Below are 22755 nucleotides of genomic sequence, written 5' to 3'. Positions count from 1 at the left end.
ACCGATGGGCGATCGAGGACAGTTTCGAGACCGCGAAGAACGAGCTTGGCCTCGATCACAACGAGACGCGCTCGTGGCACGGCTGGCACCGCCATGTTTCCCTGGTCATGCTGGCCTTCGCCATGACGGCCGTCATCCGCCATCATGCCAATGTCGCACCACCCCCAAAAACGATGCGCGGGCCCCATCGCTACCCCTGATCCGATGGTCTGTCCAGGAAATCCGCCGCATCGCCAATCGCATGGCACAGCGTCAAATCCAGCCCGCGCAGATCATCGCATGGTCATTGTGGCGAAGGGCGCATCAGGCCGCAGCAAGACAGGCTCATATCAAACTGAAAACGCAACTGTAATGTTAGCCGAGTGTAGTTGCTATGCAGAAGCTTACCAATGGCGCCCGGGGCCGGAAATCAGATGGTCGGTGACCGCTCTTGAACAGGCATAAGGCCAGTCCAGGGCAATGGCTTCCTCACTAGTTTCAACGGTACAGCCTTTTTCTGCAAACGCAGGACAAATCCCCGAAGGGGGGTCAGAATCAGCATGCCAAGAACGGGAAACCGGCATCCGCAGCCAGAGCATACGGATCAAGATCGCCCCCGGTTTTGGGGTTCTGACAGGTCAAAACCTTTCCGGTTAGGCGGATACCCGGCTGGCGCTACTGGCCCAGGTGGTATGCCGGAGCATGCCTGGCTGGCGCAGCCTTTTCCCCGCAAACCCCTCCGCGAGGGAGGTCATGGACCGCAAGCGCCCACCTTTGCCTTTTATTGCCGGACCAAGGTTGTGTGACCCACCGCCTCAGCTAAAGGATGCCAAGATTGGCAGCGTCATATCGGGCACGTCTTTGATGATCACATTGCCCGATGCTGCGGTCAGCCGCATTCCAGCAGCAGGTCGCCCCTTTCCAGTGCCTCGCTAAGGCGGTCCACCGCTTCAGCCAGCCGCTCATCGACCAGATGCAGATACTGTGTCCAGTCCGACAGGTGCGACAGCTCTTCGGCCCCGTCCGAAATGCCGCGCAGCCCAATCAGCGGGATGTTGAAACGCTGACAGGCGCGCAGCACAGCATAGGTTTCCATATCGACCATATCCGCATGGATATCGTCATAGGCAGCACCGCTGACAACGCTTGCCCCGGTCGCAAGGCTCGCCTCGGCAATGCCCGGGATGCGCAGCGCCAGATCGATGCGCCCCGGCAGACCCAGCAGCGGCGTTTCGCCCCGTGGGAAGCCCAGTGCCGAGGCATCCATGTCGCGATATTCCAGCGATGAGACCTGATATATGCCAAGCTGCTCAAGCCGCCGCGATCCGGCTGAGCCGAGCGAGACCACCAGTTCGGGCAACTCACCCTGCAGTGACAGCTGCGTCAGGGCCGCTGTCAGCGCCACTGCCGCCTCGACCGGGCCAACACCCGTCATCAACGGCCTGATCCGCGCCCGCAGATGCGGACCGTATTCGCTATCGACCGCCATGACGAAAAGCACACGCCGCCCGGCGACAAGATCGGGGCTGGTCGTCATGACCGCCCGGATTGACGAGACATCCACCCTGTCATCAATCGCTCCCTGAATATTTCGGACAAGGAAGCGCAGACCGGCCGAAAGGGCAAGATATCACCCGGTCACCATACGCCGTTCCTTGGCCTTTTCCGCAGGCTTAAGGTTGGTCGCAGCCCCGTGGATAGTTTCGTGCCCCAAAGGCAGGCTGGGCATCGACGCAGCAAAGCAAAGCAGCAACCGCCCGCCCGACAGGCCGCGCAACTCCCAGGACAGCAGCCCGCCAGCAGGGCCTGCCATAGCCCCGTGCAGAGGCTCGTCAAGCAGGGCAGAGTCCAGCGCCTCGCGCAGGGTGGCAAGGCCGGGGCTGGCACCGCAGGCAGCCGACCAGACCGCGACATGATCCGTCAGGGTGGTCGGAATCGCCTTGCCCCAAAGTTCGGCATAGCGGCGGTTCGACAGCAGCAGCGCACCATTGCCGGAAAACACCGCCATCGCATCCTCGATCGCGTCCAAGACCTCGGCCCCAAGCGACAGGTCAGCCCGGAACTTGCGGGTCAGCGAGATTTCCGAGGTGATATCCTCAAACAGGAAGGCCACCGCGCCGTCGGGATGCGGGCGCCCGGTAACGCGATAGGTCTGACCACCGGGCAGAGACCACATTTCGACATGGTGGCCGGTAGATGCGGCAGCCTCAAGGCTGTTCATCTGATTGCGCCAGCTGCGGTAATCCTTGGGCTCAGGCACCATCCGCGCCTCGCGCAGGCGGTCCAGAAAGGCGTAAAGCGTCGGACGCGCGGTCAGAAAGCCGGTGGCAAGCCCGGTCAGATCGATCAATGCCGGGTTGAAAAGTTGCAGATTGCGATCACGGTCAAAGATAGCAAGCCCTATGGGCAGATCTGCAAAGGTCTTGGTCAGCGTCTGGACGAATTCGCGCAAAGAGCGCTCGGCGCGCACCGCAGCATCCGCAGGCAGGGCGATGGCCACAGTCTGATCAGACATTTCATGCAGATAACAATCATACCAGCGGCTTTGCCCACCCGCATCAACCTGCACCCGTCGCGCCGAACCCGGGCTGCTGGTACTGGCCTGCGCTGGCCGTGCGGACAGATCAATGAGCTGCGGCAGCGGCCAGGCCACATGTCCCTGCGCGTCAACCAGCCCCAGATAGGCCGAGTTCGCCCATGTTACCTGTCCCTGCCGGTCCTCGCGCCAGGCAAGCATCGGCGAATGATCCATAGTGCTGCGCAGGGTCTCAAGCTCTTGCTCCATCGCACGGAGTGTCAGGGAGTCGACCAGAATTCCTGCGTTTTCCGCCGCAAGATCGGCAAGCGTCAGACGCATGAACCCCTCTCCCAGATCCTCGATCAGCAGGCGCAAGGGACTTTCGCTCTCATGTTCACACAGTTCATGGCGCGCAGCACTGCCCAGATCTGGTAAACGCGCCGCAAACTCTGGCAGGCGCATACCAAGCCATGCGGTCAGGCGCTGCCAGTCGCCCTCACCCGGCAAAGTTGCAAGCAACGCCCGGGCCGGTGGTGTCGCATCGACCAGTGCGGTACCGCAGAACAGGAAAACAATAGGCTCGATTTCCCGTTCCAGCTGGCCTGCGCGCCGGGCCTTTTCGCCTTGCCGGTCCAGCAGCCGGATCAACGCCAGTGCCAGCAGCACCGCCAGCGCCGCCGCCAGGAAGGCGATAAGGAAATGCACGACCATGGCAAAGCATCCCTGAGCAAGACCAACGCTTACAGCCTGAAGCGGATACTTTAAAAAGTGGTTAACGCTATTTGAAAATTATGAGCGAATTTCAGGATTTGGCCCCAAAGCCGCCCGATTTTCAGCCTCGATCATCTCGCGCGGCCAGGTCACCACGACTTGGGCACCGCCATGGGGGGCGTTGGCAAAGTTCAGCCACGCACCAGAGCGTTCCAACAGCGCCTTGGCAATAAAGAGGCCCAACCCCATCCCCTCGTAGCTGCGCCCGTCCTCGGCCCGGGGGCGGGTGGTCAGAAACGGGCTGCCAATGCGCGGCAGCAGCCCCGAGGGGAAGCCGGGACCGTCATCGACGATCCGCACCCAGATATTGCGACGGTCGGCCCCGGTCTCAATCGTCACCCGGCCCGAGGCGAAATCGACAGCATTCTGGATCAGGTTGCGCAGGCCGTGGATCACCGCGGCGTCGCGCTGGACAATCAGCCGCTCGGGCGCGGGCAGGATCGAGATCTCGGCCCCGCGATCCTGGTGGGGCGAGGCTGCCTCGGCCAGAACCTCGGTCAGGGGTGCTGATCGAATCAGCAGGTCATCGCGCCCCGCACCGCCCATCGAGTTCAGAATGTCCCGGCAACGATCCGCGGACTGGCGGACCAGGGCGACGTCCTCGGCCAGATCCTCACGATCAGGCAGGGCGTCGGCAAGCTCATCGGCAAGCTCGGCGCTGACCAGCTTGATGGTGGCCAGGGGCGTTCCCAGCTCATGCGCGGCTGCGGCGACGACACCGCCCAGATGTTGCAGCTTTTGTTCCCGCTCCAGCGCCAGACGGGCAGCGAACAGCGCGTCCGAGGTGGCATTGACCTCACCCGCAACCAGACGGGCATAGGCCGAGAAAAACACCGCGCCGATGACAATGGCGAACCAGTGCCCGACCAGAAGTGGCTCGCGCAGCGCCACCAGCCCCTGCGGTCCAAAGGTCAGCGGCTGGGCAAAAATCGCAGCCAGAGTGACCATAAGGAAAGTGGCAATCCCCAGCGCCAGCAGGTGCCGAGGCGGCAGAGCCGTTGCAGCAATCGTCACCGGGGCCAGCAACAGCAGGGCAAACGGGTTCGCAAGCCCCCCGGTCAGTGCAAGCAAGGTCGCAACCTGCGCCAGATCAAAGCCCAGCTGCCAGGCAGCCTCGCGCGCCGGGATGCGTCGGCCCGGACGCGCCATCAGCATCACGTTCAGCGCCACGGCCAGCCCGATCACCAAGAGAACCCCAAGCAGGGGAAAGCCCGCGCCGATCACCAGCGCGGCGCCAACGGCGGCAAGCTGTCCGGCAATGGCCACCCAGCGCAGCAGGATCAGTGTACGCAGGCGGATCGGTTCGGGCGCGGGCTGTCCGGGGAACAGGTCGATGCGGCGAGAGACAAGGCCGAGGGGCACGTCGGGTCTTTCTGCTTGAGACAGGGTTTCGCATTGATAGCCACGGCAGAATGGGCGATCAATGCGCCGCACAGCCGCAAAGGTGCGTCACGATGACGAGCAAAGACCGCAGAATCCTGATCTTTGGCAGCCTGATTGCGGGAATTTTGCTTGTCGCCGGCGCGTTCTGGCTTTCTCCGGGTCGGGCTGATCCCTTTGCCGTTTGCCGTAAAGGCACGGTCTCTGGTGATTTTGGCGGGTTGGGTGGGTCATTTGAACTGACCGATCAAAACGGGCAGCGTGTCAGCGACGGGCAGGTGCTGGCAGAACCCGCACTGCTTTATTTCGGCTATACCTATTGCCCCGATGTCTGCCCGCTAGACAATGCGCGCAATGCCGAGGCGGTTTCGATCCTTGATCAACAGGGCATCGCGGTCAGGCCGGTCTTTATCTCTGTCGATCCCGGGCGCGACACGCCCGAGGTGCTGAAAGGCTTCGCCCAGGCCATGCATCCACGGATGATCGGGCTGACCGGGACCCCCGATGAAATCGCAAAGGTCGCAAAATCCTGGCGCAGCTATTACATGGTGAAAGATCAGGACGATCCGGAAAACTATCTCGTGGACCATACCACCAGCACTTACCTGATCATTCCCGCCGCCGGGACGGTCGAAATCTTTGGCCGCGACATTCCGGCGCAAGAGGTTGCAGACCGCTCTGCCTGTTTCGTTACCGTAGCGGCAGAGTTTGACCGATCCGGAAAAACCCCCTAATCAACACACAGCGTTCAAAGGCGAGCAAATATGGCAGAGGATTACGCAATCGGACCCGACCCCAGTCTGCTTCTGGTCGATGACGACGAGATCTTTCTGAACCGTCTGGCGCGCGCCATGGAAAAACGTGGCTTTAACGTCATTCGCGCCGCCTCGGTCGCCGAGGCCCGCGCCGCAGTCGCTGAACGCGCCCCGGCCTATGCGGTGGTCGATCTGCGGCTGGAAGATGGCTACGGGCTGGATGTCGTCGATGCCCTGCGCGAGGCCCGCGAAGACGCCCGCATCGTCGTTCTGACCGGCTACGGCGCGATCGCCACAGCCGTGGCGGCGGTCAAAATGGGCGCGACCGATTACCTGTCAAAACCTGCTGATGCCGATGATGTGACCCGCGCGCTGCTGTCGCGGAATGAGACGCTGCCGCCCCCGCCCGAAACCCCCATGTCTGCTGATCGGGTGCGCTGGGAGCATATTCAGCGCGTTTACGAACAATGTGATCGTAATGTCAGCGAGACGGCAAGGCGGCTGCATATGCATCGCCGGACCCTACAAAGAATTTTGGCAAAGCGCAGCCCACGTTAATAGCAGAGGCCTGAAAAAGATTGCATTCCAATGCAGAATGCAAATATTGAGGCACACAAACTGCAGAATAAGGATAAACGTATGAGCATCGATCTGGACGCCCTGTCCTTACGCGAGCTTCGGGACCTGCGGAATAAGCTTGATCGCGCTATTTCGACTTTTGAAGACCGTCGCAAGCGTGAAGCTTTGGCCGCAGCCGAGAGTGCTGCCCGGGAATTTGGCTTTAACCTGGCCGAGTTGACCGTTGCCAAGCAAGCACGCGGCAAAGTCGCACCCAAATACGCGAACCCCGAGGATCCGTCCCAGACCTGGACCGGCCGCGGACGCAAGCCCCGCTGGGTACAAGAAGCTCTGGACGCAGGTAAAAATCTGAAAGATATGGAAATCTAGGCCGTTACTGCATTCTCCATGCGGTGACTTGCTTTATGTTTATTAGTATTTGTCTAATTCTGTTATGAGTTCGGAAAAGCGGCGTAGAAACGCGTTGCGGGTTTCCAGTGGTGGACGCAAACGTATTTCCAGCCCTTGTACAATTTCTGGTTGTGGAACTGGAAATAACCGATCTGCTTCTGCCCTGGAAAACCCGGCAATCTGAATGGCTTCCAGCCAGGCCGAAATCCGGTCGGCACGCTTTATTGCGCGCTTAACCGGGGCGGGTAATTGCGCGGGTAAACCAAAGCGGCGATGAATTGCCGCCGTCAAACGCGCATCCATTTCTCCATATTCACTGCCAAGCGCGGCTTTTACCGGGGAGATCATGTCCCCAATCACATATTCCGGTGCATCGTGCAGCAGTGCGGCCAAACGCCAGCGCGGATCGCATCCGGGATTTATGCGGTCGTGGATCTCCACGACCAACAGTGAATGTTCGGCCACCGTATAAGCCCAGTCGCCCCGGGTCTGCCCGTTCCAGCGCGCGACAAAGGCTAAACCATGGGCAATGTCGCCGATCTCGATATCGACCGGGGTCGGGTCCAGAAGATCCAGCCGCCGCCCTGACAGCATCCTCTGCCAGGCCCGTTTTGTGCCTTTTGTCATGCTGCGCTCCGTCTTTTTTGCAATGGGCAGGGCCGTCAGGCCCACGCCAGACATGCAAAGGGTCTGCGGTCAGGAAACCGCAGACCCCAAGGGACCAGTCTCACTTAGAAGTGAACGGTTCAGGACAGCGGCTGATCGGCAGGACGCTGGTCCTGCATGCGCCGGGCAATTTCCTGCCGGTACAACGTCACGAAATCCACCGGGTCCATGTTAAAGGGCGGGAAGCCACCGTCACGCGTCACGTCCGAAACGATGCGTCGCACATAGGGGAACATCAGCCGCGGGCATTCGATCATCAGGAACGGATGCAACTGGTCCTCGGGCACGCCCTCGACCAGAAAGATCCCGCCATAATCCAGTTCGCACAGAAACAGCGGCGACTTGTCCTTGGCGTTCGAGGACTGCACGCGGAATTTGCTGATCACTTCGTACTGGTTGTCGGCCGGGCGCTTGCGGGCGTCCAGGCTGACCTGCACGCTGATCTCGGGCTGGACCTCGCCCGAGGGCAGACCCTTTTGCGCAACCACATTCTCAAAGGACAGGTCGCGGACATATTGCGTCAGGATCTGCAGGCGCACCGCTGGCTGCTGGCCCGCATTCTGCCCGGGGTTCTGGGCATCGGGCGCGCCAGCGCCGTTGTTGTTTTCGTCGCTCATCAAGTTCTCCTCGGATCTTGAGGCGGTTCTAGCACCGCCCGGCCCGCCACTCAATGCCGGGTCCAGCCCGAGTTGCCGGGTTTCCCGCCGGTCCCGCTTTGATCGGTCAGACCCTCGCGCACCGGGGCTGGCGGGTCGTCCTGAACCGAATATTCGCCGTCGATCACGCCATCCTCGCGCCCGCCCCGACCGGGCCGAAAACCCGCCGGATAATCGGTGCCGAAATCAGCGCCGCTTTGGCTATAGTGCAGCCCCATACCCGAGACCTGAACACGTGAGGCCATCTGTCGCAGGATCAGACTGCGCACCGGCGGGATCAGCAGCAACAGTCCAAGCATGCTGGTGAAAAGCCCGGGCACCACCAGAAGCATGCCGCCGATCATCACCAGCGCACCATGGGCCATAGGCCGGCCGGGCGCGCGAAATTCTTGCATCGCACGTTGCAGATCCATCGCAGCACGCGTGCTTTGCCAGCGCATCACTGCCACCCCCAAAAACGCCGAGCCGATGACCAGCGCGATGGCTGGCAGGACGCCGATCGCGCCTCCGACCTGGATGAACAGCGCGATTTCGATGATCGGCAAAACCACGAATGGCAAGAACAGCCACATAAAGCCTTATCCTCCGGCAGCTTCTCTTTCCGGCGTCAACTGGACTTGGGCCGGTCTCCACCCTACATAAGCATGCAAACCGCCGTTACAAAGCTCGTTAGGTCCGTTGATGTCGAACCCCCTGCTGCAACTGATCGTCCTGGCGGCGATTGCCGTGTTCCTGATCCTGCGTCTAAGGGGGGTCCTGGGCACACGAGATGGATTCGAACCGCCGCGCGTGCCCGAAGAACCGGCGCAGCGCAGCCGGTTCGACGTTATCGACGGCACAGCCGAACCGGGTGACAGCGACATCGCCGATCACGCCGAACCGGGCAGCCCCACCGCCAGGGCTTTGGCCGAGATGAAGCGGCTTGAGCCCGATTTTGCCGTTGGCCCGTTCCTGTCTGGCGCAAAAGCTGCCTATGAAATGATCCTGATGGCCTTTGAACGCGGCGACCTGTCCGAGGTCCGCGCCTTTCTCGCCCCCGAGATCGCGCAGGCCTTTGATGCGGTGATCGAGGATCGCAAATCGCGCGGCCTGACCACCGAGGCGCAGTTCCTTGGCACCCGCGAAACCGCGCTTGCAGCGGCCGAGTTCACGCAGGCGACCGGCATGGCCGAGCTTTCGGTGCGCTTCGTCGGCGAAATGATCGTCGCCACCCGCGATGCCGAAGGCAATGTGGTCGAAGGCGATCCCAAGGCTGCCCGCAAACAGCGCGACACCTGGACCTTTGCCCGCCGCATGGGTCAGGATGATCCGAACTGGCAGCTTGTTGCCACGGCCTGAACCATGAAGCGGCGGCGGGGACTTTCGACCGAGGACAAGGTCCTGTGGTCCCGCGTCGCCGCCAGCGTCGATCCATTGCACCCCGGGGGCAGGCATCCCGCACCAGCGGATGATCCGCCCCCGGCACTGACCCCGACAAAAATAGCGCCCTCGCGGCAGGCGGCCGAGCCGGTGCCGCCGCCCTCGCTAGCCGGACTGCGGCTTGGCAACCGCAAGGATGCCGCCTCGACCCGCATCGACCTGTCCCCCTTGCCGAATGAGGCGCTGGACGCCCAGCCCCTGCGCATGGATCACAAGACCCATCGCCAGATGACGCGCGGCAAGCTGTCGCCCGAGGCGCGGATCGACCTGCATGGCATGACACTGGCCGTTGCCCAGCCGGTGCTGACCCGCTTTATCATGCAGGCGCGGGCAGACCGATTACGGCTGGTTCTGGTCATCACCGGCAAGGGACGGGCAGGCGGGCCGGATGCGCCGCTGCCGGTCAGGCCCGGGGCCCTGCGCCACAATGTGCCGCATTGGCTGCATATGCCGCCACTAAGCACAGCCGTGCTGCAGGTCCGTCCAGCGCATCGCCGCCACGGCGGTGAAGGCGCCTATTACGTTTATCTGCGCCGCTAGAAAGCGGGCGAGATCACGATCTGGGCCGCACGCTCGGCATGCAGCGTGGCGCGGGTCAGCGGCCCCAGCCCGCCCGAGGCATCGAGCGAGAATTTCTGGTTCAGCTCTTGCGCCTGCGACAGGATCTGCAACAGTGCCGGAGAGGTGGCGACATTGAAATGCCCGTCTCCGGTCGAAAAGGCACCGACATCGACCAGTGTCACCGGCAGATCCGCCACCGGCGCCGCATCGGTCAGACTGCCCAGCCGCACCTCTTCGGCCGAGATCAGCGCCGAAAGGCTAAGCGCCCGATCCCGCCCCGAGGTAAAGATGACAAAGGGTTGCGGCAGCCGCCCGATCGCTTTGGCCTGCATCCGGAACAGGTCGACGTTGATATCGGGCGACAGCAGCACCACCCCGCCGATACGGTCAAGCGTCTGACGTTTGCCGCCGATGGCCATCTGGCGCAGGCTCTCCATCAGCAGCGCAGCACCCATCGAATGTGCCACCAGAATGACCTTGCCGGCACCCGCATCAGTGGCGATGTCGATGCTGCTTTCCAGTGCATCGCGGGAATAAAGGATGGTTTCGCGATCTGCCGCATAGGCCAGCGGCTGCCCGCGTGATGGCCATGAGAAATGCAGCGGCACTCCGGGCAGGCTCAGGTCATGTTCAAGCTGGGCAAAGCGATAAAGCCCCTCGGCAAAGGTATTGTTGTAACCATGAACGAACAGGACTACGTCGCGGTCGCCTGCGGGCCGCGCGGCGATGGCATGGCGCAGATCGGCGCGGAAATCCCGGGGGCGGGGATAGCGCACAAATTCTGAAACCAGAAAGTCGCGTCGGGGATCGGGCCTTGCCCCCCTGCGGGGATAGGTGATCGAGCCGGGCTGGCGCTCGGGCGGGACCGAGACATCGACGCGGCCAAAGCTTACCTGCTCCTGACCACGGCCATCGGGGGTGCGGTTGGTAGCGATATAGATGCGCTCGACATGACCGACCCCCGCCGCCTCGGGGGCGATGGTGATATCCCCCCGTGGCGCACAAGCCGCGAGCAACAAGATAAGCGAAAACAGGATCCGCGCCGACATATCCCCCGCCTTTCAGACTTGCGGGGGACAATGCCATGCCGCGACGCGGCAGGAAAGTCCTCAGCCGTAATTCGCCTTGGGACCCGCCAGCCACCAGATGATCAACCCGACCACGGGCAGGATAGCCACCAGCGCGATCCAGATCAGCTTGGTCGTCGTGGTTTCATTCGTGTTGATGATCGAGGCAATGGCCCAGACATCCAGCGCGAAGATGATGAATCCGAAGACATATCCCATAAGCGTTCCCCACCGTTGCGTCATCTGCACAACGGTGGGAAAGGCGTCAGGGTTCCCTAAAGCACATAGCGAGACAGGTCGGTCGAACGCGCCAGATCGCCCAGATGCTTTTCGACAAAGGCTTCATCGACCACCACCGTCTCGCCCGAGCGGTCGGGGGCGCTGAAGGACAGCTCTTCGAACACCCGCTCCATCACCGTGTAAAGGCGGCGGGCACCGATGTTCTCGACCGAACTGTTCACCTCGGCAGCGATCCGGGCAAGCGCACGAATGCCATCATCGGTAAACTGGACCGTCACCCCCTCGGTCGCCATCAGGCCGGTGTATTGCCGGGTCAGGGCGTTGTCGGTCTCGGTCAGGATGCGGATAAAGTCCTCTTCGGTCAGGGCCCGCAGCTCGACCCGGATCGGCAGGCGGCCCTGAAGTTCGGGCAGCAGGTCCGATGGCTTGGCGATGTGGAAAGCGCCGCTGGTGATGAACAGGATGTGATCCGTCCTGACCGGGCCGTATTTTGTGGAAACCGTGGTCCCCTCGATCAGCGGCAGCAGGTCGCGCTGCACCCCCTCGCGCGAGACATCGCCGCCCCTTGCATCGGTACGCGCGGCGACCTTGTCGATCTCATCAATAAAGACGATGCCGTTTTCCTGCACCGCCTCAAGCGCGGCGGCGCGGACCACCTCGTCATCCAAAAGCTTGTCTGCCTCTTCCGCGATCAACAGTTCATAGCTTTCCGCGACGGTGATCTTGCGGCGAACCTGCCGGCCGCCGAAAGCCTTGAAAAGACCTGACAGATCCATCATCCCGCCCATGGCACCGGGCTGGCCGGGGATCTCCATCATGCCCAGGGGGTTCGAGCTGTCGCGCAGCTCAAGCTCGATCACCTTGTCGTCCAGCTCACCACGTTTCAGCTTTTCGCGGAACATCTCGCGGGTCTGCTCGCGGGCGCCTTCGCCGGCAAGGGCGGCAACAACGCGGTCCTCAGCCGATTTATGGGCGCGGGCCTTGACCTGTTCGCGCATACGCTCCCGCGTCTCGATGATCGCGGCATCGGTCAGGTCGCGGATGATCTGTTCGACGTCGCGGCCGACATAGCCGACCTCGGTGAACTTGGTCGCCTCGACCTTCAGGAAAGGGGCGCGGGCCAGCTTGGCAAGGCGGCGGCTGATCTCGGTCTTACCGACACCGGTCGGGCCGATCATCAGGATGTTCTTGGGATAGACCTCGTCGCGCAGATCGTCGCCAAGCTGCCGCCGCCGCCAGCGGTTGCGCAGCGCCACGGCCACGGCGCGCTTGGCGTCCCTTTGCCCGATGATGAAGCGATCCAGCTCCGAGACAATCTCGCGCGGCGTCAAGTCACTCATGCTCTACCTTTCCTGTCAGGGGCTACCGGCGGCCATCCTGTTTCCTGCTCACGGGCGGCGGGGCGTCAGCCCAGCACCTCGACCGTCAGATTTCCGTTGGTGTAGACACAGATATCGGCGGCAATCGCCATCGCCTTGCGCGCGACAGCCTCGGCATCCAGGTCGCTTTCCATCAGCCCCCGCGCAGCGGCAAGGGCAAAGTTCCCGCCCGAACCGATGGCCGCCACGTCATGTTCAGGCTCAAGCACGTCGCCCGCGCCGGTGACGACGAAAATATCCTTGCCATCGGTCACGATCAGCATGGCCTCAAGATTGCGCAGGTATTTGTCCATGCGCCAGTCCTTGGCCAGATCGACACAGGCGCGGGCCAGTTGCCCGGGCGCCGCCTCAAGCTTCTTTTCCAGCCGTTCCAGCAGGGTAAAGGCATCGGCGGTCGAACCGGCAAAACCAACGACAACGTCATGCCCGCCCGGGTTTAGCCGGCGCACCTTGCGTGCCGTGCCCTTCATGACCGTCTGGCCAACGCTGACCTGCCCGTCCCCGGCGACGACGACACGGCCATTGCGCCGCACCGCCAGAATCGTGGTTCCGTGCCAGCCGGGAAATTTGTCTTCGGACATGCCTATCTCCGATCTCAGCCCTGCCGCGTCAGATATGGGTCCATGGCCGCTTTCGCAACCCGCCCCCTTCCACAGCGCCGCGCGGGCCGATAGCTTGCCGGCATGACCAAAGCGCCAATCCTGCGTGTCTATCTGGAAGGTTCGATGCTGCGATCGGCCCGGGCAGGCAGTTTTAACTTCATGGCCGTTCTGCGCCGCGCGGTCGAAGGCGCGGGCTGGCAGGTCGAATGGCACGAAACCGGCCATATGGCGCGGATGGCGGCCCCCCTGCGGGGCGGATATGCGCTGTTTCACATGGAGGCCCCCACGCATGAGCGGGCGCTGACCTTTCGCCGCGCCTATCACTATCCGTTCTGGCAGATCGAGCCGGTGCAGCAGCGCTGGCGCTTTCAGGTCGCAAAACGCAGCTACGACCCCGCAACCGTCGATCCCGAGGCAGCGCACACCTTTGCCGAGCGGCTGCGCACAAGGGTCCTGCCCGGTCCGCCGCCGCAGCGGGGCAAGACAGTGCTGGTGCCGCTACAGGGCCACATCCGCCGCTGCCGGTCATTCCAGAGCACGAGCCCGGTCGAGATGCTTGATGCCGTTGCTGCCACCGGGCGCCCGACCGTCGCCACCCTGCACCCAAGAGAGATCTATGACGACGCCGACCATGCCGCGCTGGACCAGCTTGCTGCGCGCTACCCCAACCTGAAAATCGGCGGCGACACGATGCGGATCTTGCGCGACTGCGCCTTTGTCGCGACGCAAAACAGCGCTGTCGCTTTTGACGGCTATCTGCTGGGCAAGCCTGCGGTCCTGTTCGGGCAGATCGACTTTCACCACATCGGCCTGAATGTCGCCGATCTGGGCGTGGCAGAGGCACTGGCCCGCGCCGAGACACATGCCCCGGATTTCGACCGCTACCTGTTCTGGTTTCTTCAGGAAAATTCGATCAATGCCTCGCGGCCCGATGCAGGGGCGCGGATCATTGATGCAATGCGCAGGGGCGGCTGGCCTATCGGCACCGCCCCCGACGCGTAAAGGATCAGATCGACTCGTCGATCCAGGCTTTCAGCGCAGCTTTAGGCGCAGCGCCGATCTTGTTCGAAACGACTTGCCCGTCCTTGAACAGGAAAAGCGCCGGAATACCGCGCACGCCAAGGGCGGCGGGGCTTTCGGGGTTCTCGTCCACGTTGATTTTGACGATTTTCACACGGCCTTCGTATTCGGCTGCCAGCTCTTCCAGCGAGGGGCCGATCTGGCGGCAAGGCCCGCACCATTCGGCCCAGAAATCGACCACGACAGGGGTCGAGGACTGACGGACTTCGCTGTCGAATTCGGCGTCGGTAACGGCTTGAGTGTTGGCCATAGGGCTCTCCTGCAATGTGCCGGCTGGCACCGGCGGGGCGTATCGGACAAGAGCTATGCACCGTCGGTGCCGGGGTCAAGGCCCGCCATGACCCGATCCAGCAGCGCATCCGGCAGCACCATCAGGCTGCGCGCGACCGTCCACAGAACCGCAACCCCGACCTGCGCATCGGGCCAGATCTGGCGCAGCGCAGCGCGATAGGCGGCCATCTGGCGCAGAATGCCCAAGGGCACCGCCTCGGGTCGGTCGGGCACTTCGCGGTTCGATTTGTAGTCAACGGCGACGATCCGTCCCGGCTCGATCACCAGCCGGTCCACCGCACCGGTCAGGGTGCCGATACCCGGAATATCGGCGGCCAAAGCTACCTCGGTCAGCACCTCGGCCTTGTCTGACAAGGCAAAGACCTGCGCAAGGTCCGGGGCCTCGATCACCGCGCGAACCTCATCCAGCAGCGCGCTCATCTCTTCGGGGCCGGGCAATCCGCCCTCGGCATCGGCAAGCACGTCGCGGGCGACCCCGGGCCAGTCCGAGGGGTCACGGTCGGGCAGATGCTCAAGCAGCAGATGCAGCCGGGTCCCGGCAAGCATTGCGGCCTCGGCGTCGCCATCACCATCGCCGGGGGTACCAATCACCTTGGCCCCACCCAAAGCGGTCGCTGCCACCGGCCGGGCCTTTGGCGGCGCAGGCGGCGGGGACGAACGCAGCCACTGCGGCTCATCCAGAGGTGCGCGGCTTTCCCGGATAGCTTCGGGCGCATTCTCGGGCCAGTCGCCAAAAGACAGGCGGCGGATCTCGCCGCCCCAAGGGGCGGGCAGGCGTGTTTGGGTCAGATCGCTGCGGCCCATGCCAGCCTCGACCATCGCGTGCCAGCTGTCCTCGCCCACGCCGGTATCACCGGCTGCGGCAACGATCAGCCAGCTTTCTGCGCGCGTCAGACCTACATAGAGCAACCGCTTGCGTTCCTGTAGCTGACGCTCGGTTTGCAGCGCGGCCAGCTCTTCGACCGGCTCGGGACGCTCGCCATTGCGGCCCCGCCACAGCGCCAGCCCGTCCGGCCCGACCAGCACCGGCATCTCGCGCGGGGCACGGCGTGTCGCGCAGTCGGGCATGATGACGATCGGGCTTTCCAGACCTTTCGAGCCGTGCACGGTCATCACCCGGATCAACCCTTCGCCATCTCCGGCGGAACCGGCCTGACGGCGTACCTCGACATCGCCCCCGGTCAGCCAGACCAGAAACCCGGTCAGCGAGGGGGTCTCCATGCTTTCATAGCTCAGCGCCTGGGACAGCAGCTCATCTATGCCGTCCTCGGCCTCGGGACCCAGACGGGCGATCAGCCGCTCGCGCCCGCCATGGCGGATCAGCAGGCGCTGGATCAGGTCATAGGGGCGCATAAAGCCGGTCTGACCCATCAGATCGGACAGCACCTCGACCGCATGACGGTGCTGGGATTCGCGCAACCGCCGCCACAGGTATTCGCCACGTTTTCGTCCCGAGGCGAGGCGATAAAGTTCCTCTTCGGACAGACCGAACAGCGGCGAGCGCAGGCAGGCGGCCAGCGACAGATCATCCTCGGGCGTGGCCAGCACCGACAGCAGGGCGCGGATGTCACGAACCGCCAGCTCTCCGGCCAGTTTCAGCCGGTCGGCACCGGCGACAGGCAGGGCCGCCGCCTTCAGCGCCGCGATGATCTCGGCAAAAAGCTCAGACCGGCGCTGGACAAGGATCAGCACATCCCCTGCGCGGATCCGGCGTGCCCTGCCGATCTTGGCGTCAAAGATCGGTTGGCCCAGCATGTCACCGACCGCGGCGGCGATGGCGCGGGCCAGCTGCACCGTTTCCGAATTCTCGGCCGGCTGATCGACCGGAGCGGTCCAGTCCCCCGGTTCGGGCTTTTCAGGTTTGGGGATCGGCGGCCACAGATCCACCCGGCCCGGCATCTTATCCCGAAAGGCGCGGTGCTGTGGCGGATCGCCAAGCCCGCGCGCCGCATCACCGGCAAAGACCTGATCGACCAGCGACAGGATCGCGGTCGAACTGCGGAAAGAATGGCGCAGCTCAAGCATCTGCATGGGGTTCTGGACCGCCTCGAACGCCTCGGCAAAGCCCGCGCGCCGGGCCTCGAATACGGCGATATCGGCACCCTGAAACGAATAGATCGACTGTTTGGGGTCGCCCACGACAAAAAGGCTGCGCCGGTCCGTTCGCGCCCCCTGACCCGAGGTGAACTCATCCGTCAGCCGTTCGATCACCTGCCATTGGGCGGGACTTGTGTCCTGCGCCTCATCGACAAGGATATGATCAATGCCGCCATCCAGCCGGAAAAGCACCCATTGCGCCATGCTGTTTTCGGACAACAGCCGTGCGGTGCGTTCGATCAGATCGTCAAAGTCCAGATGGCCATGCGCCGCCTTATGGGCGCGATAGCGGGTCAGAAACGCATGGCCAAAGCGGTGCAGCGCCAGCGTCCGCTCAGCATGGGTCAGGGCAACACGACGAGGGCGGGCGGCCTCGACCCGCTCCATCAGGATGGCAAGGTCGTCGATCAGCCCGGCGCAGGGACCGTTGCGCAGATCCTTGGTCGGAAAGCTGTCATATTTGGCGCTGAAGGGTTGCTTCGCCCCCGCACCGGTCAGCAGCACCGATTCAAGGATCGCAAGCTCGGCCAGCCCCGGCTGCGTCCAATTGCCGGGCATCAGCTTTTCTGCCGCCTTCTGGTCGGTGCTGCGGCCTTTCAGCAGATGCGGGATCAGCGCCGGAATGACCATCGCGCCATCCGCGAAACATTCCGCCAGCAGCGCCTGCATGTCCTCGCCAGGTTCAAGCCCGCTGGCCGCCCATAGCGTATCGCGGTCCGCAGGTGCATCGAACCCTCGCAACCCGGCAAGAAAGGCGTCAAGTTTGTCGCCGGAATGCAAAAGCAGAAGGTCCTGCAATTCAGGCACCTGATCGCGGGCCATCTCCTCGATGATCTCGGCACGGATCAGGGCGGCGCTGCGGTCATCAAGTTCGGTAAAGCCGTGGGGCACCCCGGCCTCGATCGGAAAGCGGCGCAGGACCCCGGCGCAAAAGCTGTGGATCGTCTGGACCTTCAGCCCGCCCGGCGTCTCGATTGCGCGGGCAAACAGCCGGCGCGCGGCAGGCAGATCAGGCGCGCCCGCCTCGCCCAGCCGGGCCAGCTCGGCGCGCAGATCGGCCTCGGGCAGCATCGCCCATTTACCCAGTCGCGACAAAAGACGGTTCTGCATCTCGGTCGCTGCGGCCTTGGTATAGGTCAGGCACAGGATGCGCTCGGGTGCGGTTCCGGCCAGCAGAAGCCGCGCCACGCGGTCGGTCAGCACCCGTGTCTTGCCCGAGCCCGCATTCGCGGTCAGCCAGGTCGAGCGATGCGGGTCCGCCGCCCGCACCTGCGCCAGCGTCGCCTCATCCATCATCGCCGAACCTCTGCTTTTTCGGCATCTCGGTCGTGTCCCATTCCCCATGCCGTGACAGGTGGTCATAGTCGCTGGCATGGTCCGACCGCTCCATCGCCAGACGGGCGGTAAAGCCGCGCTCGCCCGTCAGATAACGGCGGATCAGGGTCACAAAGCCCTGCCAGGTTTCCTCGGCAAGTTCGGGGCTGAACTCGCGGCCCTGGGTTTTTCCCTCGCCGCCAAGCTGGATATAGCTGATCCCTTCGACCTCAGCCGGACCCAGCGCCTGAAAGGCTCCGTTCTGAACCATCGCCGCCTCAAGCGGCAGTTGCTTGTCGAAATGCCGGATCTGCTTATCGGTCGGGGGCGGGCCGGATTTGTAGTCATAGACATGCACCCGGCCGTCCTGCAGCAGATCCAGCCGGTCGGGTCGGGCGATCAGACGGAAATCCAGCCCCTCGACACTCAGGGCGCCGTATTCCTCGACCACGGTCGGGGTGCCGCGCGACAGCCGGTCGACCTCATCCGCGATCAGCCGATCAGCAATACCGGCGATACGCGCCCGCCAGAAAAGCCGCGCCGAGGGCCATGGCACCTCGGCCTCAAGCACCTCATCGGTGATGGACAGCAAGCGCGATTTCATCGCCGCAGGTGTCTCGGGCAGTTCGGGAAGGCCACGCAGAAAGCGGTCCATGATCACATGCAGGACGTTGCCCCGCTCGGCCGCGTCCGGCTCGGGGCGCAGGGGATCCAGCGCGCGCAGGCCCAGAACCCGGCGGGCATAGACCGAATAGGGGTCGCGGATCAGTGTCCGCACCTCGGTCACCGACATTTCGCGCAGCGCCGGGGGCGGCGGGACAGGCGAAGGACGCGGCGCAGGCTCAGGCTGAATGCGCGGACGGGCCTGGACCTCGACAAGATCAAGCCAGTACCGACCGCGGCTGCGCATCGCCTCCAGCGCTTCGGGCCCCTGCTGGGCGGGCAGGCCGCCAAGCAGGTTCACAAGCCGGTTCAGCCAGCGCGAGGGGATCGTCTCGGCCTCGGCATCGCGGCGGGCGCGGGTCAGCACCACCTGCGCAGCGCCAACTGCCTGCTGAAAGTCATGCGCGGCAAGACCCACGCGCCGTTCGGGCAGGGTCAGCCCCGCTGCCAGCCGCATCGGCCGCGACAGCCAGGGATCAGGGGGCAGCGCCTGCGGCCAGCCGCCCTCGTTCAGGCCGGACAGGATGACCAGTCCGGCCTCGGGTCCGACCGCCTCGGTCCGGGCCTCACGCGGGCCGCGAAAACGGACCAGAGGATGGGCGGCCACATCCTGCCGCACCGCCTGACCTTGCAGCTCTTCGTAAAGCAGATCGCGGAATTCGCCCGGACGCAGATCATGGCCCATGGCGGCATGAGCGGCCAGATGGTCAAGCACCCCGCGCGCAAGCCCGCCCGATGCCTTGGCCCACAGTCCGGACGCATCTGCATCCCCCCCCGGACCCGCGGCCAGCTCTTCGGCCAAGGCGCGCAGATCGCGCAGCCGGTCGGCCAGCGGGCGCGGTGCCCGGTCGCGGGCCAGCGGCACGATCCGCTCAAGCAGACCTGCCAGCCACAGCGCCCAGGGTTTGCTAGAGGCATCGCCCCTGTCCGCCCAGTCCCGCAGCGCCTTACCATCGGGAAAGGCGGGGCCGTTGCGACGCAGGTGCAATTCCAGATCGCGGGTGTGGCGGTTGTGTTCGCGCCGGTAATCAGCGCCAAGCCCGGTTGCCGTCACCGGATGCTTAAGCAGCACCAGCAACGCGTCCACCATCATTTCCGTCCCGAAAAGATCGGCGACATGACGCAGGAACAGGCCGGGCGCGGTCAGTGGCAGGGGCTGACCGGCGGAATCGTCAGGGATGATGCCCCAGCGGTCCAGCGCTGACTGCACGCGACGGGTCAGCATGCGGTCAGCGGCAATCAGTGTCACCGGCCGGGCATCCCCGACCGCCTTGCGGATGATAAGCGCGACGGCCTCGGCCTCTTCGCCGGGACTTTCGGCTTCGATCAGTGTCAGGTTTGCGGTCGCAGGCGGCAGATCGCCAAGCTGCGGACCTTCCTCAATCCATTGGTCGGTGACTGGTGCAGGCCGCAGCGCCAGCGAAATCAGCCTGTTGCGTGCCGGATCAGGGGCCGCACCCTCGACCCATTCGCGGGGTGGGCCGAATTCCTCCAGAAAGGGCGCATAGCGGGCCTGGGGGTGATCCTCGGCCATGACATCCAGCCCGTCCCAGACCGATTGCGGCAGGTCGGCATCAAACCCGGGCAGCACCACCGCCCCCATCGGCAGGCGGGCCACGGCGCGCATGAAATCCCGGGTCGCGCCATGCGAGCCAGTCGAGCCCGCGACAATCACCGGCCCTTGCGGCAATTGCTCGCCCCGCGCCCAGGCAGCGGCAAGCGCCTCGGCCGCGGCGCGCTGCCGGGCCTCGCGGTCCTGCGGCGGATCGGCAAGATAGTAGCCCGCCGCAATCTTGAGAAAGGCCAGCGCCCGACCCCAATGCTGGGCATGTTCGCTGGCGTCGATCTTTTCAAGCGCCTCGGGACCAAGCCCCTCAAGCTGCATCTCGGCCATCAGCGCCGCAAGCGATGCCGCCAGTTCCGGCACCGACTGCCCTTGCGCCAGATCGGGATCGGCCCGCAGCGCCGCGTCTATCAGCCGCCCCAGCTCCAGCCGGCGGGCCAGAGGCGCGGTGGCCGCGCCGCCGCCCAGATCGGCGATCAGTCGCAATTGCGGCAAAAGCAGCGGCCCGCGCCGGATAAAGGCCTGACGCAGCGCCATCAGCGACTGACCCGAGTTCGCATAGACCGTGACCCGCGCCATCTCTTGCGGGGGGCGGCCCTCCATGCGGCGGATCAGCCCCTCGGCCAGCGCGCCGGGAAAATCGGCTCCGCAGGGCAGGGCGAACAGGCCGTTCTGCCAGTCACTCATCAATCAGTGCCTCGGCCAGCGGGATGCAGTCAGGCCGGCCAACGTCACACCACAGGCCGGGGTGGACAAGGCCGTAGGCCCGGCCCTCGGCAATCATCAGGTCCCACAGGCGGTTCAGCGAAAACACCTCATCGGGGATCTCGGCCAGCCGGTCGTGCCGGATGATCTGCGCGCCGCCATAGACCAGGTCCCCCTTGCGGATCAGCCGGCCTGCGGGGTCAAGGCTGAAATCTCCGCCCCCCTGACGGCCACGCGTCTGCGCAAGCGGCACCAGCATCAAAAGCGCGTCCATATCCTCGCGCCAGCCATCAAGCAGCGCGCGGACCGGGTTCGGACCAGTCCAGATCACATCGGGATTCACGGTGATGACCGGGCCCGGGCCCAGCAACGGCAGTGCCTTGCGCAGCCCGCCCCCGGTTTCAAGCAACAGATCGGATTCGTCCGAAATGGCGACATCCTGTCCGGCAAGGTGGTCACGTATCTGCTGGCCCAGATGGTGGATGTTCACCGCCAGCCGGGTGGCGCCCGCCTGCCGTCCCAGCGCCAGCGCCCGGTCAAGCAGCGTCTGGCTGCCGACCTTGATCAACGGTTTCGGTACCCGGTCGGTCAACGGCGCCATGCGGGTGCCCTTGCCCGCAGCAAAGACCATCATCGGCAAGCTCATCCGGCAATCCCTTCGATCACCTTGGGCGTGGGGGCGGGGACACCCTCCAGTGCCTCGACCAGCGGGGCCAGCGCAGGATGGGTCAGGTCGCGCTGGATCGCCGCCCAGACGCGCGGCATGAACGCCAGGTAGCGCCGCTTGCCGTCGCGCTGTGCCAGCCGGGTAAAGATACCCATGATGCGCAGGTTGCGCTGCGCGCCCAGCAGCGCATAGACGGCACGGAACCGCGCCTCATCAACCCCGGTCGCGGCGATGTAACGGGCGATCTGGGCCTCTTCGATCTCGGGCGCGACATCGCGGCGCGCATCCTGCAATGCCGAGACAAGGTCATAGGCCGGGTGCACCGCCACCGCGTCCTGAAAATCCAGAAGCCCCAGCGGAGCATCGTCGCGCCAGACGACATTCTCGGCGTGAAAGTCACGCAGACCCAGCACCGGAGGCATGTCCGCGGCCAGTTCGGCATGCAGCCGTTCGATCACCGGGGCGACCTCGGCCCCCTTGCCGGGCGCGCCAGCGGCGGCGGGGTAATATTCGGCAAAAAGCCCGACCTGATGGGCCAGTTCCGCCCCATCGAGGCGCAGCACGAAATCGGGCGGCTCGTGCCCATGCAGCTGCACCAGAAGGTCGGTCATGCGATCATAGATACGCGGCGCAAGCTCGGGCTGGGCCTCAAGCACGCGGGCAACCAGATCGTCGCCCAGATCCTCGATCAGCAGCAGGCCCTGCGCCTGATCGGTGGCGAGTATCCCGGGCGCATGCAGGTCAAGGGCGCGCAGCCATTGCGTCATCGCCACATAGGGCGCGGTCACACCGGGCGAGGCATCCATCAGCACCGCACTGCGCCCGTCCGGTTCGATCAGCCGGAAGTAGCGCCGCGACGAGGCATCTCCGGCCAGCGGGACCAGCCGCGCCTCGGACCAGCCGGCGCGATGGATCAGCCGGGCAATGGCGGGCAGGCGGGTCATCGCGCCCCAATGCGGCTCGGCCCCGGCAATCGTGATACGGCGCAGATCGGGCGCCTCGGGCAAGGGCTCCAGCCCGATGGTCAGCGGATCGGGCAGGGGGCCGCCGTGTTCGGGCCATTCGATCAGCACGATCGCCTCACGCATGGCATCATCAAGGCCCAGCTCTTCCAGCTCGTCGGGATGGGTCAGCCGGTAAAGATCGGCGTGCCAGATCTCGGTCCCCATCGGGTCGGCATAGGTCTGGACAAGGGTAAAGGTCGGGCTGGGCACCTCTTCGGCCCCCGCACCCTGACGTGCGCGGATAAGGGCGCGGGCGAAATGCGTCTTGCCCGCACCGACCGGCCCCTGCAACGCGACCACGTCGCCGGGTTTCAGAACAGCCGCCATGATCCGCGCAAGGCATGCGGTCAGGTCGGCATCGGCATGATCAAGCGTCGCAAGCAGGGTCATCACAGGAAACCTAATGCG

At 64.4% G+C, this 22755-nt stretch carries 21 protein-coding genes and 1 pseudogene; 7 read left to right on the top strand and 15 right to left on the bottom strand.

Annotated features, from left to right (window positions below; translation table 11 throughout):
• Positions 1–200, top strand: a pseudogene (locus tag M511_RS13010) (IS701 family transposase); the annotation flags it as partial.
• Positions 201–868: 668 nt separating this feature from the next.
• Here M511_RS13010 and M511_RS13005 read toward each other — a convergent pair.
• The 3 genes from M511_RS13005 to M511_RS12995 all read right to left on the bottom strand — a co-directional run bounded on the left by M511_RS13005 (position 869) and on the right by M511_RS12995 (position 4630).
• Positions 869–1516: a 5'-methylthioadenosine/S-adenosylhomocysteine nucleosidase gene (locus M511_RS13005; RefSeq protein ID WP_085502411.1), complete on the bottom strand. Its 648-nt coding sequence runs from the start codon at positions 1514–1516 to the stop codon at positions 869–871.
• Positions 1517–1609: 93 nt separating this feature from the next.
• Positions 1610–3208, bottom strand: a complete 1599-nt coding sequence (locus tag M511_RS13000; protein ID WP_010391992.1) for a PAS-domain containing protein — start codon at positions 3206–3208, stop codon at positions 1610–1612.
• Between the two features lie 78 nt (positions 3209–3286).
• Entirely contained in the window at positions 3287–4630 is a 1344-nt protein-coding gene (locus M511_RS12995; RefSeq protein ID WP_176224549.1) for an ActS/PrrB/RegB family redox-sensitive histidine kinase, read from the bottom strand.
• 92 nt (positions 4631–4722) lie between these two features.
• On the opposite strand from M511_RS12995, the gene M511_RS12990 reads away from it, so the two are divergent.
• From M511_RS12990 to M511_RS12980, 3 genes are all read left to right on the top strand, one after another.
• Positions 4723–5382: an SCO family protein gene (locus M511_RS12990; protein WP_085502410.1), complete on the top strand. Its 660-nt coding sequence runs from the start codon at positions 4723–4725 to the stop codon at positions 5380–5382.
• Positions 5383–5412: 30 nt separating this feature from the next.
• A complete protein-coding gene (locus M511_RS12985; protein WP_010391997.1) occupies positions 5413–5961 on the top strand; it encodes an ActR/PrrA/RegA family redox response regulator transcription factor in 549 nt (182 codons plus the stop codon).
• An 81-nt stretch (positions 5962–6042) separates the two neighbouring features.
• On the top strand, positions 6043–6351 hold the full coding sequence (locus M511_RS12980; protein ID WP_029371213.1) for an H-NS histone family protein: 309 nt from the start codon (positions 6043–6045) through the stop codon (positions 6349–6351).
• A gap of 42 nt (positions 6352–6393) precedes the next feature.
• Here the strand turns inward: M511_RS12980 and M511_RS12975 are convergent, their stop codons facing one another.
• The 3 genes from M511_RS12975 to M511_RS12965 form a co-directional block, all read right to left on the bottom strand.
• Positions 6394–6999: an HD domain-containing protein gene (locus M511_RS12975; RefSeq protein ID WP_029371215.1), complete on the bottom strand. Its 606-nt coding sequence runs from the start codon at positions 6997–6999 to the stop codon at positions 6394–6396.
• A gap of 119 nt (positions 7000–7118) precedes the next feature.
• A complete protein-coding gene (gene secB, locus M511_RS12970) occupies positions 7119–7655 on the bottom strand; it encodes a protein-export chaperone SecB (RefSeq protein WP_010392003.1) in 537 nt (178 codons plus the stop codon).
• Positions 7656–7705: 50 nt separating this feature from the next.
• Entirely contained in the window at positions 7706–8266 is a 561-nt protein-coding gene (locus M511_RS12965; RefSeq protein WP_010392005.1) for an FxsA family protein, read from the bottom strand.
• Positions 8267–8375: 109 nt separating this feature from the next.
• Between M511_RS12965 and M511_RS12960 the strand changes: the two genes are divergently transcribed.
• The gene (locus M511_RS12960; protein WP_085502409.1) at positions 8376–9032 is read left to right on the top strand and encodes a Tim44/TimA family putative adaptor protein; all 657 of its coding nucleotides are present in this window, start codon (positions 8376–8378) and stop codon (positions 9030–9032) included.
• A gap of 3 nt (positions 9033–9035) precedes the next feature.
• Positions 9036–9653: a Smr/MutS family protein gene (locus M511_RS12955; protein WP_085502408.1), complete on the top strand. Its 618-nt coding sequence runs from the start codon at positions 9036–9038 to the stop codon at positions 9651–9653.
• Here M511_RS12955 and M511_RS12950 read toward each other — a convergent pair.
• The 4 genes from M511_RS12950 to hslV all read right to left on the bottom strand — a co-directional run bounded on the left by M511_RS12950 (position 9650) and on the right by hslV (position 12941).
• Entirely contained in the window at positions 9650–10723 is a 1074-nt protein-coding gene (locus M511_RS12950; protein WP_010392012.1) for an alpha/beta hydrolase, read from the bottom strand. The two genes, M511_RS12955 and M511_RS12950, sit on opposite strands and share 4 nt — an antisense overlap.
• 60 nt (positions 10724–10783) lie before the next feature.
• On the bottom strand, positions 10784–10960 hold the full coding sequence (locus tag M511_RS12945; protein ID WP_010392014.1) for a PLDc N-terminal domain-containing protein: 177 nt from the start codon (positions 10958–10960) through the stop codon (positions 10784–10786).
• 56 nt (positions 10961–11016) lie between these two features.
• Complete coding sequence (gene hslU, locus M511_RS12940; RefSeq protein ID WP_010392016.1) at positions 11017–12321, bottom strand: ATP-dependent protease ATPase subunit HslU; 1305 nt, start codon at positions 12319–12321, stop codon at positions 11017–11019.
• A 65-nt stretch (positions 12322–12386) separates the two neighbouring features.
• On the bottom strand, positions 12387–12941 hold the full coding sequence (hslV, locus tag M511_RS12935; RefSeq protein ID WP_010392018.1) for an ATP-dependent protease subunit HslV: 555 nt from the start codon (positions 12939–12941) through the stop codon (positions 12387–12389).
• Between the two features lie 102 nt (positions 12942–13043).
• Here hslV and M511_RS12930 point away from each other — a divergent pair, with 102 nt between their 5' ends.
• Positions 13044–13964 carry a hypothetical protein gene (locus tag M511_RS12930; protein WP_010392020.1) on the top strand — a complete coding sequence of 307 codons (921 nt, stop codon included), beginning with the start codon at positions 13044–13046 and terminating at the stop codon, positions 13962–13964.
• Between the two features lie 4 nt (positions 13965–13968).
• On the opposite strand, the gene trxA is transcribed toward M511_RS12930, so the two are convergent.
• From trxA to tsaE, 5 genes are read right to left on the bottom strand one after another with little or no spacing between them, the layout of a single operon-like run.
• Positions 13969–14292, bottom strand: coding sequence for a thioredoxin (trxA, locus tag M511_RS12925; protein WP_010392022.1), 324 nt, complete (start codon positions 14290–14292; stop codon positions 13969–13971).
• Between the two features lie 53 nt (positions 14293–14345).
• Positions 14346–17726 (bottom strand): double-strand break repair helicase AddA, encoded by a 3381-nt coding sequence (addA, locus tag M511_RS12920; RefSeq protein WP_085502407.1) that lies wholly within the window; start codon positions 17724–17726, stop codon positions 14346–14348.
• Positions 17716–20658, bottom strand: coding sequence for a double-strand break repair protein AddB (gene addB, locus M511_RS12915; RefSeq protein ID WP_085502406.1), 2943 nt, complete (start codon positions 20656–20658; stop codon positions 17716–17718). Before addB ends, addA begins: the two co-directional genes overlap by 11 nt.
• Positions 20651–21322 carry a nucleotidyltransferase family protein gene (locus tag M511_RS12910; protein ID WP_085502405.1) on the bottom strand — a complete coding sequence of 224 codons (672 nt, stop codon included), beginning with the start codon at positions 21320–21322 and terminating at the stop codon, positions 20651–20653. Before M511_RS12910 ends, addB begins: the two co-directional genes overlap by 8 nt.
• Positions 21319–22737 (bottom strand): tRNA (adenosine(37)-N6)-threonylcarbamoyltransferase complex ATPase subunit type 1 TsaE, encoded by a 1419-nt coding sequence (gene tsaE / locus M511_RS12905; protein WP_085502404.1) that lies wholly within the window; start codon positions 22735–22737, stop codon positions 21319–21321. The genes M511_RS12910 and tsaE overlap by 4 nt, the downstream gene beginning before the upstream one ends.
• Between the last annotated feature and the right edge of the window lie 18 nt (positions 22738–22755).

It is taken from the genome of Paracoccus sp. J56 (assembly GCF_019633685.1).
Taxonomy (GTDB): Bacteria; Pseudomonadota; Alphaproteobacteria; order Rhodobacterales; family Rhodobacteraceae; genus Paracoccus; species Paracoccus kondratievae.
Note: the sequence above shows the minus strand (reverse complement) of the source record. Positions and strands in the feature narration are given on the sequence as shown.